The sequence below is a fragment of the Enterobacter sp. 186315 genome (assembly GCF_053290175.1).
This window is the reverse complement of record NZ_JBPTTK010000004.1, coordinates 271,148-285,622: the sequence shown is the minus strand read 5'-3', so window position 1 is coordinate 285,622 and position 14,475 is coordinate 271,148. Positions and strand designations below refer to the sequence as shown.

Annotated in this window: 9 protein-coding genes; 3 read left to right on the top strand and 6 right to left on the bottom strand. The window is 58.4% G+C overall.

Annotated elements, in window-relative coordinates; translation table 11 throughout:
* Positions 1–2 precede the first annotated feature (2 nt).
* Positions 3–629: a helix-turn-helix transcriptional regulator gene (locus ACSVHP_RS07215; RefSeq protein ID WP_417315689.1), complete on the top strand. Its 627-nt coding sequence runs from the start codon at positions 3–5 to the stop codon at positions 627–629.
* A 68-nt stretch (positions 630–697) separates the two neighbouring features.
* Here ACSVHP_RS07215 and ACSVHP_RS07210 read toward each other — a convergent pair whose 3' ends face one another.
* Entirely contained in the window at positions 698–3,505 is a 2,808-nt protein-coding gene (locus ACSVHP_RS07210) for an autotransporter outer membrane beta-barrel domain-containing protein (RefSeq protein WP_447551436.1), read from the bottom strand.
* Positions 3,506–3,985: 480 nt separating this feature from the next.
* On the opposite strand from ACSVHP_RS07210, the gene ACSVHP_RS07205 reads away from it, so the two are divergent.
* Entirely contained in the window at positions 3,986–5,107 is a 1,122-nt protein-coding gene (locus tag ACSVHP_RS07205; protein WP_417315204.1) for a YbdK family carboxylate-amine ligase, read from the top strand.
* On the opposite strand, the gene ACSVHP_RS07200 is transcribed toward ACSVHP_RS07205, so the two are convergent.
* From ACSVHP_RS07200 to ACSVHP_RS07190, 3 genes are all read right to left on the bottom strand, one after another.
* Positions 5,058–8,192 (bottom strand): efflux RND transporter permease subunit, encoded by a 3,135-nt coding sequence (locus ACSVHP_RS07200; protein WP_447551435.1) that lies wholly within the window; start codon positions 8,190–8,192, stop codon positions 5,058–5,060. The two genes, ACSVHP_RS07205 and ACSVHP_RS07200, sit on opposite strands and share 50 nt — an antisense overlap.
* Before the next feature lie 9 nt (positions 8,193–8,201).
* On the bottom strand, positions 8,202–9,278 hold the full coding sequence (locus ACSVHP_RS07195) for an efflux RND transporter periplasmic adaptor subunit (RefSeq protein ID WP_447551433.1): 1,077 nt from the start codon (positions 9,276–9,278) through the stop codon (positions 8,202–8,204).
* Positions 9,279–9,384: 106 nt separating this feature from the next.
* Positions 9,385–12,105: a cation-transporting P-type ATPase gene (locus tag ACSVHP_RS07190; RefSeq protein ID WP_447551431.1), complete on the bottom strand. Its 2,721-nt coding sequence runs from the start codon at positions 12,103–12,105 to the stop codon at positions 9,385–9,387.
* 499 nt (positions 12,106–12,604) lie between these two features.
* Between ACSVHP_RS07190 and ACSVHP_RS07185 the strand changes: the two genes are divergently transcribed.
* Complete coding sequence (locus tag ACSVHP_RS07185) at positions 12,605–12,853, top strand: DUF1158 domain-containing protein (protein ID WP_234674948.1); 249 nt, start codon at positions 12,605–12,607, stop codon at positions 12,851–12,853.
* 74 nt (positions 12,854–12,927) lie between these two features.
* Here ACSVHP_RS07185 and ACSVHP_RS07180 read toward each other — a convergent pair whose 3' ends face one another.
* Entirely contained in the window at positions 12,928–13,269 is a 342-nt protein-coding gene (locus ACSVHP_RS07180; protein WP_234674978.1) for a RamA family antibiotic efflux transcriptional regulator, read from the bottom strand.
* A gap of 32 nt (positions 13,270–13,301) precedes the next feature.
* A complete protein-coding gene (locus ACSVHP_RS07175; protein ID WP_447551430.1) occupies positions 13,302–14,405 on the bottom strand; it encodes an MBL fold metallo-hydrolase in 1,104 nt (367 codons plus the stop codon).
* Positions 14,406–14,475: the final 70 nt, after the last annotated feature.

Below are 14,475 nucleotides of genomic sequence, written 5' to 3'. Positions count from 1 at the left end.
TAATGAACACGTCACTCTCTCATCCTTCCCCACCCGCCCTGTCGCTGTTAATTATTTGTAAGAATAATTACCTGAATCTCGGAATGACGTATCTCGTTAACAATCTTCAGCCGATGATTTTTCACAAGACCGGGAAATTATGCGATATCAAAACCTTTAACACGCCGGATGAACTTGATATCGGAAAACTGTCAAAAAATAGTGAACACTGTCTGGTAATCGAAAGAGACAGCTTTCGTCAATTCCATAACCTGTTATCAGAAAGCAAGTCCACGGTAACGTTTAATAACGTATTTTTCCTTTCCAGCGGAGGATGTTCGTTTACCTCGCAAATCAATTTCCTGCCCTGTAAACCGGATCTCAACTTTATAAAAAAAACGCTATTCCGGATAATGACCACCGAATACGGAGCGAGTCTGGAAACGCTGCACAATCACACCCGCAGCCTGGCGCCAGAAGATAAGACGCTGCTACGGTTAATTATCGCCGAGCATAGCGTGTCGGAGATTGCCACCGCGCTGGCTATTTCCCCCCAGGCCGTTTATGCCCAACGCAGTCGTCTGTTTGCGAAATTAGGCGTCAGCAATATTAATGAACTTTTAACCTGCGGCGCGATCATGGGTCTGTAAAAAAAACGCCATCAACTCACGTGATGGCGTTCAGGTACAGGGATGACTAACTCCCCTTAAATCGCAGATCAGAACTGATATTTGATCCCGTACATGGCCTGCGCATCGTGATAGCCTTTTCCACCCATCTGGACGGAGATATTCCCCCACATATTCAGACGGTCGCCCAGCTTCGCTTCTACGCCGGTTTTAAGTTCCCCGATGTTGCGCGCCCCCTGCTGGCTGATGGTGTGGTCGTCCAGGGTGACCGAGAAGGCTTTCGTGTTATGCAGCCAGTTTGCCTCAATAAATGGCTCAAACTCCCGGCGCTTGCCTTCGTCGATCTTGTGGTGCCCGTTAATATAGGCTCTCAGCCCCAGTCGCGTCTGCACGTTACCGTCACCGCCAAACGAGATGTTCGAACCGTTATCTTCGGTGTGCGCGCGGCTGCGAACGCCCATCCAGATAGCCTGGGCTTTTGGCTGAAGGTACCAATTATTCAACGTGCCTTTGCTACCGTAAAAGGCGCCCATATGTTCCGTCCATCCGGCCTCTACCGACGCCGTAAACCCGCGGGATTTATAGCGCTCTGCCGGTAATTCATCCCCTTTCACGTGGTTATTGAACCAGCTGTAAATGAGCCAGCTGTCGGTGTACAGCCCTTCCTTGTTTTCGTTGTCCGCATACCATGTGCTGTAAATACCCGCGCTGTAGCCGCTTAACGTGCCGTCGGCCTTATAGTGGTTCCAGCGCGAGCGGGTGTTGCTCTGGTTATTTGCATAACCGCCCATTACGCCAAGATGCCAGCGATCCTTTCCGTCCGACGACCACTGCGCAATATCGCCGCCCAGCTGCGCGACATAGCGATTGCTTTGGGTGGTCAGCTGTCCGGCGCTGTGGAAGACGTTATGTCCGCCCACCTGACGCAGCCACAGGCTGGTCACTTTCTTTTCCCCGGTCAGCGCATCCGTGTACTGCGTTTCGCCAAGCCTGTCGTGCAGACGCATCACGAAAATGCCGTTGGCCGCCGCATGATTGGCAATATAGGCACCCGATTCCGGACGGACCACGGGCTCGGGCTTAGGTGTTTTCGGCGGCGGCACGGGGTCCGGTCCAGGCGGTGGCACCGGATCGGTTGGTGGTACCGGATCGGTTGGTGGTACCGGGTCAGTTGGCGGCACTGGATCGGTTGGTGGCACTGGGTCAACCGGATCGGGTGGGACAGGATCGACCGGGGGTTCGGGATCCGGTGGCACCACCGGCGTCACCGCGCTCATCAGATACCAGTTCTCTCCTTTACGCACCACGTCATAATCATAGGCACCCGCGACAATACGGCTGGCTTTGGTGAAGGTACCAATGGATTCCCCGCCTACGGTCACGATTTCAATCCCTTCCTGGGTCAGCGCGCCCTTACCGCCGATGTTGTTAATGCTCACCCGCGTATTGCCCGCTTCAACGTCGCCCAGGACGTGAAGCTGGTCAGTCAGAGAGTCATCGCCACCCAGCACGGTATTGAGCGTCAGCAGACCGTTGTTGCCGGAATAGTTCTCCACCACCGTCAGGTAGGCAGGAGAAAAAGATTCTGCGCTAACCGGCGCGCGATAGGTCAGGCGGGCATCGTTCAGATCCATACGCGTGACTACCGAGCTGCTGGTCATATCCCACAGGCTGGTGTCACCCTTCATGTTCAGGTAGATGTAGCCATTATCCGTGGTGTTTAGCTGGCCGTCCGCGTTCAGCTGCGTAGAGTCAGCCATACCGGAGAACACGGAACCCTGGATCATACGCAGGTCAATCGTCCCCTCGCGTTCGGTTAACATGTCGCCTTTAACCTGATAAACGCCTTCACTTTGCGGACCGTCGAGATATCCGGAGCCGATATAAGCCAAATGCCCGGAGGCAAACATGGCGTAGCTCTCTTCACCATTGACCTGCACGTTGACGTCACGGTTCAGATAGATACGTCCACCGTCGAAATGCGTTGCCCATCCGGAACGATCGATTTCGATTTCTTCGGAGGGAAAGGATTCGCTCACACCCATTGCCGCCTGCATGGGTGACATGGCAGGACGAGGGGCCTTATATCCATCTTCTGCGACCAGTCCAGAGGCTCCCTTACCCCAGGTCTGAACGGTGATATCCCCCGTATCCACCAGGCCGGTTTTATTGGCATAGACCCCGTGCGCATTTTCGCCGAGGGTTTCAACCCAGGCGTTGTGCCCCAGCGTGACGCTGGCTGACCAGGTGAAAAAAGAGTGATTGCGGGAAGAGGTTAAATCAAAGTAAGACGCGCCGGCGTAGACGCCGTAACCGGTATCAGAACGATTCGTCAATTTACTGAACGCATCGCCCGCAGTACGAATGACCGCATTTTCGCCCACGGTAATGCGGTTACCGTCAATATGGTTGGCTATCTCTGCCGCAATGCCCATGCCCGTTTCGGCATAGACGTTCAGATTATCCCCCACCGTCAGCGTGGAGCCGCGCGGTGGCCAAACATTGGTTTGCGCAAGATAGATCCCGTTCCCTGACGATTCAATTCGGACATTTCCGCTCAAAGCTGCACTGCCGCCGTTGAGATAAATTCCCGCCCCGCCAGTGGATTTTAGCGTCACATTGCTGTTGGATATCGTACCCAGATCTTCCGCTGACAAATAGAGAACGTCTTTGGTTGATTCAATCAGGACGGTATCCCAGAGATCGAAAATGCTTTTCGCATCGGCTGCTCCAAGCCAGGAGGTGCAGGTCGCTTTTCCTGCCTCGCTCACGTTGCAACTGTCTATATCCGCACTCGCAGAGATGCTGAAAGCGCCGCCCAGCACCCCGGCGATACTGCATGCCAGCGCCGATTTTTTAGAGCGGACTGAGAGAGCGATAATTCCTTTTTTTTTCATAACGACCTCCAGAGGATGTATGAAATATCAGGCAAAAGAAGCCTCTTCCGTGTCTGGAAAAGATTATTAGTTGAAGGTAAATACCGGAGAAAGTCCCTTGAGTAATTCCTTAGTGCACAGTATATGAAAGGCCGAATAACGCCGTAAACAGCGCGCCTTTTAATTAAGAATTTTAATTACGCAGGTAATTGCACAGGAAATTAAACCACAGGAATAGAAACATAAGCTATTGATTTTTAATCATAAAAAAAGAAATTCACTGATGTTAATTTATTGTTTCACCTCAATAAATCATATAAACCAGGAATTTTCAGTAACGCGAAACTGGCTGCCCCGATAACAGGCACTCGTTTCATAACGAATAATAATAAACGCTGACCAATATTTATTATCGCCACACACGCTCGCGGTAAATTACCCCTCCGCCTCAGGCGATTTTGTTTGTCTATAATTACGTTAAAATAGACAACGGAGTGCGCCATGCCCCTACCTGATTTCAAATCGTCAGAACCCTACACCCTCGGCATCGAACTGGAGCTTCAGGTGGTCAATCCGCCGGGCTACGATCTCAGCCAGGACTCCTCTCCTCTGATCGCCGCCGTCAAAGACGACATCAAAGGCGGCGAGGTGAAGCACGACATCACCGAAAGTATGCTCGAAATCGCCACCGGGGTGTGTCAGAGCATTGACCAGGCGGCCGCGCAGTTCTCCGCGATGCAGCAAAGCATTTTGCGGGCGGCGGCGGCGCAGCATATCCAGATCTGCGGCGGCGGGACGCACCCGTTCCAGAAATGGCAGCGCCAGGAGGTGTGCGCCGACGAGCGCTACAACGTCACCCTGGAGCGCTTCGGCTATCTGATTTTGCAGGCAACGGTGTTTGGCCAGCACGTTCACGTCGGCTGTCGGACCGGGGACGATGCCATCTACCTGCTGCACGGCCTGTCGCGCTTTGTCCCGCACTTTATCGCCCTCGCGGCGTCGTCCCCCTACATGCAGGGGACGGACACCAAGTTCTCCTCGTCGCGCCTGAATATCTTTTCCGGCTTCCCGGACAACGGCCAGATGCCGTTTGTGAACAGCTGGCAGGAGTTTGAAGGGCTGTTCCGCCGCCTGAGTTCCACCAGCATGATCGAGAGCATTAAAGATCTGCACTGGGATATTCGCCCCAGCCCGCATTTTGGCACCGTGGAGGTGCGGGTGATGGATACGCCATTGACCCTGGCCCACGCCCTCAACATTGCCGGGCTGATCCAGGCGACGTCGCACTGGCTGCTGACCACGCGTCCGTATAAGCATCAGGAAAAAGATTTTCTGCTCTACCGCTTTAACCGCTTTCAGGCCTGCCGCTACGGGCTGGAGGGCATACTGACCGACGTTCACACCGGGGAACAGAAGACGATTGCAGAGGATATTGCGTGGCTGCTGGAGCAGGTTGCGCCGTCGGCCGATAAGCTCGGCGCGACAAGCGCAATTAAAGAAATTGCCCTGATGTTAAAACAGGGCAAGAGCGAGGCGCAGCGAATGCGGGACTTTATCGCCGACGGCGGCTCGCTTATTTCTCTGGTTCAGAAGCACTGCGAGCTGTGGGCGACGAGTCCGTAAGGCCGTGGCCCCACTCGCGCAGGCGCTGGAACAGCACGAACAGCGCCGGGATAAAGACAATCCCGATAACGGTCGCCACCAGCATTCCGCTGAACACCGTGGTGCCGATGATACGGCGGCTCTGCGCTCCGGCACCGGTCGCCAGCATCATCGGTAACACGCCGATAATGAACGACACGGCGGTCATCATCACCGCCCGGAAGCGGCGTGAGGCCCCTTCTCGCGCCGCATCAACAATCGCCAGCCCTTCATTGCGCCGCGCGCGGGCGAACTCGACGATCAATATCGCGTTTTTCGCTGCGAGGGCAATTAATAGCACCAGGCCAATCTGCACGTACACGTCGTTGGCGTATCCGGCTGCCCACAGCCACACCAGCGCGCCGCCGATGGCGAACAGCACCGAGAGCATCACGCTGGCGGGCAGCGTCCAGCTCTCATACTGGGCGACCAGGAACAGCCACGCCATCACCACCGCCGCCAGCACGATCCAGACAGCCTGATTCCCGGTCTGCTGCTCCTGATACGACATCCCGCTCCAGGCGTAGTCGTAAACGGCTGGCAGGTTTTCAGCAAGTAGTTCGCCCATCGACGCCATCGCCGTGCTGCTGCTTACCCCCTGCGCCGCCGAGCCGCTCACCGACACCGACGGGAACTGGTTGTACTGCTGCAAAAACGGTGCGCCGACGGTCGGGGTGATGGTGACGAGGTTGCTCAGCCGCACCCGCTCGCCGCCGTTGCTGCGCACGTACAGATCGCTTATCTGCTCCGCGCGCTCGCGCCACTGCATCTCGTTTTGCATCACCACGTGATAGACCCGGTTGTTAACGCTGAAATCCCCCGCCCGCGTGCCGCCAAAGGCGGTTTGCAGGCTGCTGAAGATGCGCGACACCGGCACGTCCAGACGCGCGGCCCGCTCGCGGTCAACGCTTAACGTCAGCTGCGGCACGTTGCTGCTCCAGGTGGTAAACACGCGGTTAAGCTGAGGATGCTGGTTCGCCTTCAGCAGAATGCCGCGCGTCACCTGCTCCAGCTCCGCCGGGCTTTGTCCCGCCTGCGCCTGTATGCGCAGATCGAAGCCCGAGGCGTTGCCCAGCCCCGGCAGCGTCGGCGGCGCGAAGGTCATGATCGTCGCTTCCGGCAGGGCAAACAGCTGGCGTTGCAGCTCGCCCATCACCTCATCCAGCGCCGGGCGCTGGCTCCAGTCTTTTAGCATCACCGAGATAAACCCGCCGTTGGACGCGCTGGTGCCGTTGAGAATGTTAAACCCGGACACCTGAATCACATCCTCCACCGCCGGGTTGGCGGCGATCAGCGCCCGCGCTTTCGTCATCACCGCTTCGGTACGCTCAAGGGACGCCGCTTCCGGGAGCTGAACGCTGGCAAAGAAGTAGCCCTGATCCTCCTGCGGCAGGAAGCCTTTCGGCATCGCCATAAAGCTGAACGCTACCACCGCCGCCGCCGCGACGGTTGCCGCCAGCGCCAGCAGCGGGCGCAGGTTGAACACGTTCACCAGACGCGTATAGGCGCGGCGGGTGGCGTCCAGCCCACGGTTGAACCCGCGGAACATCGCGGCCGGTCGTGCCGGACGCGGGCGCAGCAGGAGCGCGCACAGCGCCGGGGTCAGCGTCAGCGCCACCAGGCTTGAGAGGGTGACGGCGGTCGAGAGCGTGACCGCAAACTGACGATACAGCTCGCCGACGATCCCCGGCAGCAGCGCCACCGGCACAAACACCGCCAGCAGCACCAGCGTGGTGGCAATCACCGGCCCGGCAATCTGGCGCAGCGCCTGCGCGGTGGCCGCCGTCCGGCTCTGCCCTTCCGCCATCAGCGTTTCCACGCTCTCCACTACCACGATGGCGTCATCCACCACCATCGTCAGCGCCAGAATAATGGCGAACAGGCTCAGGGTGTTGGCGGAATAGCCCAGCGTATAGAGCACCGCAAAGGTGCCAATCAGGGAAACCGGAATGGCGAGCGCCACAATCAGCGTCGCGCGCCAGCTTTGCAAAAACAGCGAGACCACAACCACCACCGCCAGCAGGGTCAGCGCCAGCGATACACCAATCTCTTTGATGGTCGCCGCGACAAAGCGGGTGGTGTCGAACTTCACCTCGTAGGTCAGATCGTCGGGAAAGCGCGTTGCCAGATGCGCCAGCTCGGCGCGCACCGCGTCGGCAACGCGCAGGGCGTTGGCGGACGGCGTGGGGTAGATCCCGAGATAGGCGGAGTCATGGCCGTTAAGCTGCGCGCCGGAGCTGTAGCTGCGGGAACCCAGTTCGATGGTGGCGACATCCTGCAAGCGCACCAGCTGGCCCTGCTCGCCTGCGCGGATAATGATGTTCGCGAAATCGTCGGCCTGGTTAAGACGCCCCAGCCCGTTGATGGTCAGCGTCTGCTGCTGGCCGTTAAACACCGGCGGCGTGCCGACCTGCCCCGCAGCACCCTGCACGTTCTGCTCACGCAGCGCCTGGGCAACGTCATCGGTGGTAATGTTCAGGGCGTTCATGCGATCCGGACGCAGCCAGATGCGCATACTGTAGTCTCGCGCGCCGAACATCTGCACCTGCCCCACGCCCGGCAGACGCGCCAGCGCCTCGCGCACCTGGGTGCTGGCGTAGTTGCTCACGTACAGCGGCGAGTGGGTGCTACCCGGTGAGTAAAGGCTCACCCCCATCATCAGATTGCTGGCGCGCTTGCGCACCTGAACGCCGTTTTGCTGCGCCTCGGTGGGCAGCTGCGCGACGGCCTGCGCCACGCGGTTTTGCACGTCGATCGCCGCCAGATCCGGGTCGGTGCCCGCCGCGAAGGTAATGTTCAGGCTGTAAGCCCCTTCGTCCGAGCTGGTAGACTCCATATACAGCATGTGGTCCACGCCGTTAAGCTGGGTCTCCAGCGGCGTGGCGATGGCCTCCGCCACGTCCGCCGAGCTGGCACCCGGCCAGGAGGCTGACACATTCACAACCGGGGGTGTGATCTGCGGGTACTGCTCCACCGGGATCAGCCTGAGCGCAATCGCCCCCAGCAGGGTAATAACCAGCGCGATCACCATGGCGAAACGCGGGCGTTTAATGAAAAACGTCAGCATAGCGGCTCCTTACTCCAGTACCTGGACGGTCATGCCGTCCTGCAAACGCTGCGCGCCCTCGGTCACCACGCGCTCGTTAGCGCGTAGCCCCGACAGCACCTGATACTGCTGGCCGGACTGTGCGCCCAGCGCCAGCGGGCGTTTGTGCGCGGCGTTGTTTGCATCCACGATCCACGCGAAAAAGCCGTCGCCGTTCTGCCCAACCGCCGCCGCCGGAATAAACAGCGCAGGCTGTTCAGACTGCGGGCGCAGCCAGACGTTGATGCTGCCGCCCGGCAGCAGGCGATGGCGCGGATTGGCAAACTCGGCGCGCACCATCACGCTCGCGGTGCGCGGATCGATGCGGTTATCCACCGAGGTCAGCTCGCCGCTTTCGCGCCCGTCGCCGCTCTCAATATCTGCCCGCCAGGCTTTTTTCAGCTCGGCAATATCCGCATGTTGCCCCGCTTTGCTGGCAAACGCCCCCTCTTCCAGCGCAAAGGCGATACGGATCGGATCGAGCTGCACCACGTCCACCAGCACGCCGCTGGACGGGTTCACCAGGCTGCCCGGATGAAACCGGCTGTGCCCCACCCGGCCATCAATCGGCGAGGTGATGCGGGTGTAGGCCAGCGTGACGTTGCGCGCCTCTAAGCGGGCTTTGGCCTGCTCCAGCGCCGCGCTCGCCACGTCGCGCTGCATCCGCGCGGTGTCCACGTCGTTACGGCTGATGGCGTTCCCGGTTTTCAGGCTTTCAAATCGCGACAGCTGCTGCTGCGCCTGACGCAGCGTGGCTTCGGCGCTTTTGACCTCGGCCTGCGCCAGACGCACGGCGGCACGCGGCTCGGCGTCGTCCAGCTCGAACAGCAGGTCGCCCTTTTTCACATACTGCCCGTCGCGAAAATGCATTTTGGTGATAACGCCTTCCGTGCGGGCGCGCAGCTCGACGGTGTGAATCGCTTCAAGACGACCGGGGATCTGGCGCTCCGCGGCGTGCGCGGTTTGCTCAACGGTGGCCGTGCGCACGGGAACGGCGGCGAATGCGGGTTGGAGGGTACAGACGAGAAACGCGCTGGCCAGGGCGGCGCGCAAGAAAGTCAGTTTCATGGAGATTGTCTCGGTGTTTGTCCCCTCACCCCGACCCTCTCCCAAAGGGAGAGGGAGGTCTGAGTTCCCTCTCCCCGTGGGAGAGGGTTAGGGTGAGGGCAAAAGGTTATGCAGCCTTACGGAACCTGCGGGTCAGTCGCTTCTCAAGCTCGACGACGAAGAACATCGCGCCCGCAATCACCAGGGTGATGGCCCAGTAGCGCAGCGGCAGGGCTTCGGTGCCAAACAGCATCTGCATAAACGGCAGGTAGATAATCGCCAGCTGCAACAGGAGCAGCACGCCGGTCACCAGCCAAATTCCTTTGTTGGCCAGCAGGCCACGGTTCAGGGAGAAGCCGCCGGTGTTGCGGCAGTTAATCATGTAGACCCACTGGGCGCAGACCAGCATCTGCAACAGCACGGTGCGGGTGAACTCGGCGCTGTGGCCGCGCGGCGCAAGCCAGGCTTCCAGCGCAAAGGCCGCGAGGGCGATCATGGTGCCGACGAAGGCCACGCGCCAGACGGCGAAGGCGTCCATGACGTGCTGCCCGGTCTGACGAGGCGGACGACGCATGATATTGCGCTCGGCGGCTTCAAAGGCCAGGCCGAAGGAGAGCGTGGCGGAGGTCGCCATGTTCATCCACAAAATCAGGACCGGCGTCAGCGGAATGATATTCCCCGCCAGCAGCGCAATCACAATCAGCAGCCCCTGCGCCAGGTTGGTTGGCATGATGAACAGGATGGTTTTCTTCAGGTTGTCGTAGACGCGACGCCCCTCTTTTACCGAGCTGGCAATGGTGGCGAAGTTATCGTCCGTCAGCACCATGTCCGCCGCCTCTTTGGTCACTTCGGTGCCTTTGATGCCCATCGCGATGCCGACGTCCGCCTGGCGCAGCGCTGGCGCATCGTTCACCCCGTCCCCGGTCATGCCGACGATTTCGCCTTTGTCCTGCAAGGCTTTCACCAGACGCAGCTTATGCTCCGGGCTGGTGCGGGCGAAGATGTCATACTCCAGCGCCGCATTGCCCAGCTCGCGATCGTCCATCTTCTCCAGCTGATACCCGGTCACCGCCTGGGTGCTGTTGGTGATCCCCAGCATCTGACCAATGCTCATCGCCGTCTGCGGGTGATCGCCGGTGATCATCTTCACGCGGATCCCGGCCTGCTGGCAGGCGTGGATCGCCTCGATGGCCTCCGGACGCGGCGGGTCCATCATCCCGGCAATGCCGAGGAAGATCAGGCCGTGGCTGAGGTCGTCATGGGTCAGCGACGCTTCACCGTTGGCCGGCTTGAAGGCGGCGGCGACCATGCGCAGCCCCTGACGCGCATAGCGCTCCATCTCAGATTCCCAGTACGCGCGGTTGAAGATTTCCGTGCCGTTGCGGGTCTGCTGCTGCTCGCACAGGGAGAAAAGCACGTCCGGCGCACCGGTGACCAGGATCTGCTCCTCGCCGCCAATCTGGTAGTGGGTGCTCATGTACTTGTACTGAGAGTCAAACGGGATCTTGTTGATTAAGGTGGTCACGACCGGCGCGAGGTTTGCTTTCGCGGCCAGCACCTTCAGCGCCCCTTCGGTCGGGCCTCCGGTGATGCCCCACAGCCCGCGCTCGTCCTTAATCAGCTGGCTGTCGTTACAGAGGTCAACGGTGCGCAGGTACTGCTCCAGCAGGGTGTCCGGCTGGATCTGTACCGGCTCGTCGCTGCCTTCCAGATAGATGTTGCCCACCGGCTCGTAGCTATTGCCCTCGACGCGGTAGCAGGTGTCCGCCGTGATAATCGCCTTCACGGTCATTTCGTTCATGGTCAGGGTGCCGGTTTTATCCGAGCAGACCACGGTCATCGCCCCCAGGGTTTCTACCGTCGGCAGCTTGCGGATAATGGCCCGCTTGCGCGCCATCGCCTGCACGCCCAGCGAGAGGATGATGGAGATAATCGCCGGCAGACCTTCCGGCACGGAGGCCACCGCGAGGCTAATCAGGGAGAGCAGCAGTTCGCCCATCGGGATATCGCGCAGCACCAGGCTGAAGACAAACAGCGCGGCCATCATCGCCAGAATAATGGCGAAAATCGCTTTGCCGAGCTTGTCCATCTGCACCAGCAGCGGGGTGCGGTGCTTTTCAATGCCCGCCATCATCTGGTTGATGTGGCCCAGCTCCGTGTCCTGCCCGGTGGCAATCACCACGCCCACGCCGCCGCCCGCGCTCACCGTCGTACCGGAAAAGACCAGGTTGGTGCGATCGCCCAGCGGCAATTCTCCTTCCAGGGGAAGCGTGTGTTTATCCACCACGGTGGATTCGCCGGTTAAAATAGCTTCTTCCACGCGTAAATTATGCGCCTCAATCAAACGCATATCCGCCGGAATACGATCGCCCGCGCGTAAAACAATAATATCCCCCGGGACTATTTCAGTCGTAGGAAGGGTTTCATGACTGCCATTACGAATAACGCGCGCGTCGCTGGAGAGCATATTACGAATACTTTGCAGCGATTTTTCGGCATTACTTTCCTGGATATGACCAATCAGCGCATTAATTACCGCCACGCCTAAAATAACCAGCGTATCGACCCAATGTCCCATCACGGCGGTTAGCACGGCGGCCGCCAGCAGGACATATATCAGCACGTCATTAAAGTGGGCGAGAAAACGCAGCCAGGCAGGTTTACCCTTTTTTTCCGGTAGCGCGTTCGGCCCATATTGATTCAGACGAGCCTGCGCCTCTGCGCGGTCAAGCCCGGCTGGCTGCGTTTGCAGGTGAGCAAGCACTTGCTCTACCGTCTGCTGGTGGGGCTGGTTGTGAACCTGTCCTCCTGCGGGAGGCATATTCTGCGGATTTTTCATCTTAGTCATTAATTCAATTCCTTCACTATCCGGTGGGCGGAAGCCAAATTTCCTTTCTGGCTTAAATAAATTTGATAACTGCAATTTTTATTTGTTGCGGAGAAAATTGATCTACCGCAAAATAATTACTGCCGGGTTATTCAAAACTCAGTAAACTTAATTTGATAAGATGATTCTTACAAAATATTTCTAAACCTTCTCTAAACAAGGAGACACCATGTTTGGCATTTATCGCGCGCGCCGCCTGGCGTTATACATTATCGCCGCCATTGTTATTGCAACGTTAATTGGATATAGCACCTATACCTTTGTAAAATTATTTGCCTGAGACAGACGTTTATTTACATAAGCCGAAATTAATTTAAGCGGATCGGGTTATTTATTTTTATTTTGCCCATAGCGTGCAGAATGACGCATTCATTTGGTGTAAAAACCGCAGCCGGGTTTATATTGCTTTACGAAAGGTAATGTCCGACAATCGCTTTTTTAACTGACGATTAACATTAATATGAAACACCCGTTAGAATCGCTGCTGACGGCCGGGGGCATCCTGCTGATGGCCCTGCTCTCCTGTCTGCTGCTGCCCGCCCCCTCGTTAGGGCTGGTGCTGGCGAAAAAGATGATGACCACGTTCCATCTGGTCGATCTTAACCAGCTCTACACCATTCTCTTCTGCCTGTGGTTTCTGCTGCTTGGCGCGATCGAGTTCTTCATACTGCGCTTCGTCTGGCGTCGCTGGATTTCAGTCGGATCGTAAGCGGCCATCTCCTGTCGCCAGGGCAAAAAAAAGCCGGGCGGCGATATCGCCTTACCCGGCCTGCGTAACGCACCTCAGTGCGCCCGGCTGTGGTTCTCTTTGCGATAGGCGCCGGGCGGCTGATGGAAGGTGCGGGTGAAGATGCGCGTGAAGGTCTGCTGGGAATCAAACCCGTAGCGCAGGCAGATGTCGTAGACGCGCTCGTCGGATTCGCGCAGATCGCGCGCCGCCAGCAGCAGCTTGCGCTCGCGGATGTAGCGCCCGAGGCTCTCCCCTTTGTACTGCATAAACAGCCGCTGTAAATGCCACTTGGAATAGCCCGCGTGGCGGGCAATCTCTTCAATGCGCAACGGCTGATGTAAATTGTCGTCGATCCACTCGACAATGGTGTCGATGACCTGAGCGGAAATAGTCATGGTGCTCTCCCCCTCTTCTCCTCGATTAAACATTATTCCCACCACTGGCTAAATTGTTGGGTGGTGTCCCTCACCCGGACCGGCTCGCCCAGCTCCGGCGTCAGCAGCCGATAGCCTTTATCTTTGCTGGCTTTGGCGAGCTGGATCAGCGGGTCGTTCCACGTATGTTTCGCCAACACGAAGCGCCCGTTGTGGCCGGGAACCACCGCTCTGGCGTTCAGATCTTCCGACGCCTGCGCCGTTTCGTCCGGCAGCATGTGGATGTACTTCCAGTCCTGGTCGTACTGGCCGTTTTCCATAATGGCGAGATCCACCTCGCCAAACTGCTCACCAATCGCCTTAAAGTGCGGGCCGTAACCGGAATCCCCGCTGTAATAGACCTTCCGATCCGGCGTGACGAACATAAAGCTGCCCCACAGGGTCTGGTCGCGCTTGATGCCGCGCCCGGAGAAGTGACGCGCCGGGAGCACGTGCACCGTCAGCTCATCGCTGATGCGCACCGACTGGTTCCAGTCACGCTCGTCGATAATCTCCGGGTTCATGCCCCAGTAGCGCAGGTGTGAACCCACACCCAGCGGCGTGACCACGCGCTTCACCTTCGGCAGCAGCGCCTTGATGGTGGCGTAATCCAGATGATCGTAGTGATCGTGCGAAATAATCAGCAGGTCGATATCCGGCATCGACTCCGCGCGCCACGGGTAGTCACCCACGAAGGCTTTATTGAGGAACGAGAACGGCGCGGCGTAGTTGCCGAGCACCGGATCGATCAGGATGCGTTTCCCGGCAAACTGCATATACCACGAAGAGTGGCCGAGCCACACCAGCGTGTCCTGCTCCAGCGGCAGGCTGGCGAGATCGGTGTTCACCAGCGGCAGCGGCTGCGCCGGACGGGCGTTTTCGGTTTTACGGGTCAGAAACTGCCACCACGCCACCAGCATATTTTGCTCACCGGTAAAACCCGGCGTCGGCAGCGTATTGTGGAACTTCCCGTCGCGATAGTGCGGGGAGGCTTCCACCTCGGAAAGCTGCTCACCCTGCGGCGGCTGGCCAAATCCGGCGTTCAGAATAAAAGGTAAACTCGCAGCTGAAGCAATAATCATGACAAACACCACGCAGATGAACAGAGGCTTTTTCATATCCCGACCCGGCTACGCGCCCCTTCCGTTGGTTTGCGCGGGTTAACTTGATTATGAGTGAGTAAGCACT

Coding starts and splice junctions, on each gene's coding strand:
- ACSVHP_RS07180 (WP_234674978.1), bottom strand. CDS start 13,269: ATGACTATTTCCGCTCAGGTCATCGACACCATTGTCGAGTGGATCGAC.
- ACSVHP_RS07210 (WP_447551436.1), bottom strand. CDS start 3,505: ATGAAAAAAAAAGGAATTATCGCTCTCTCAGTCCGCTCTAAAAAATCG.
- ACSVHP_RS07205 (WP_417315204.1), top strand. CDS start 3,986: ATGCCCCTACCTGATTTCAAATCGTCAGAACCCTACACCCTCGGCATC.
- ACSVHP_RS07175 (WP_447551430.1), bottom strand. CDS start 14,405: ATGAAAAAGCCTCTGTTCATCTGCGTGGTGTTTGTCATGATTATTGCT.
- ACSVHP_RS07215 (WP_417315689.1), top strand. CDS start 3: ATGAACACGTCACTCTCTCATCCTTCCCCACCCGCCCTGTCGCTGTTA.
- ACSVHP_RS07190 (WP_447551431.1), bottom strand. CDS start 12,105: ATGACTAAGATGAAAAATCCGCAGAATATGCCTCCCGCAGGAGGACAG.
- ACSVHP_RS07200 (WP_447551435.1), bottom strand. CDS start 8,192: ATGCTGACGTTTTTCATTAAACGCCCGCGTTTCGCCATGGTGATCGCG.
- ACSVHP_RS07195 (WP_447551433.1), bottom strand. CDS start 9,278: ATGAAACTGACTTTCTTGCGCGCCGCCCTGGCCAGCGCGTTTCTCGTC.
- ACSVHP_RS07185 (WP_234674948.1), top strand. CDS start 12,605: ATGAAACACCCGTTAGAATCGCTGCTGACGGCCGGGGGCATCCTGCTG.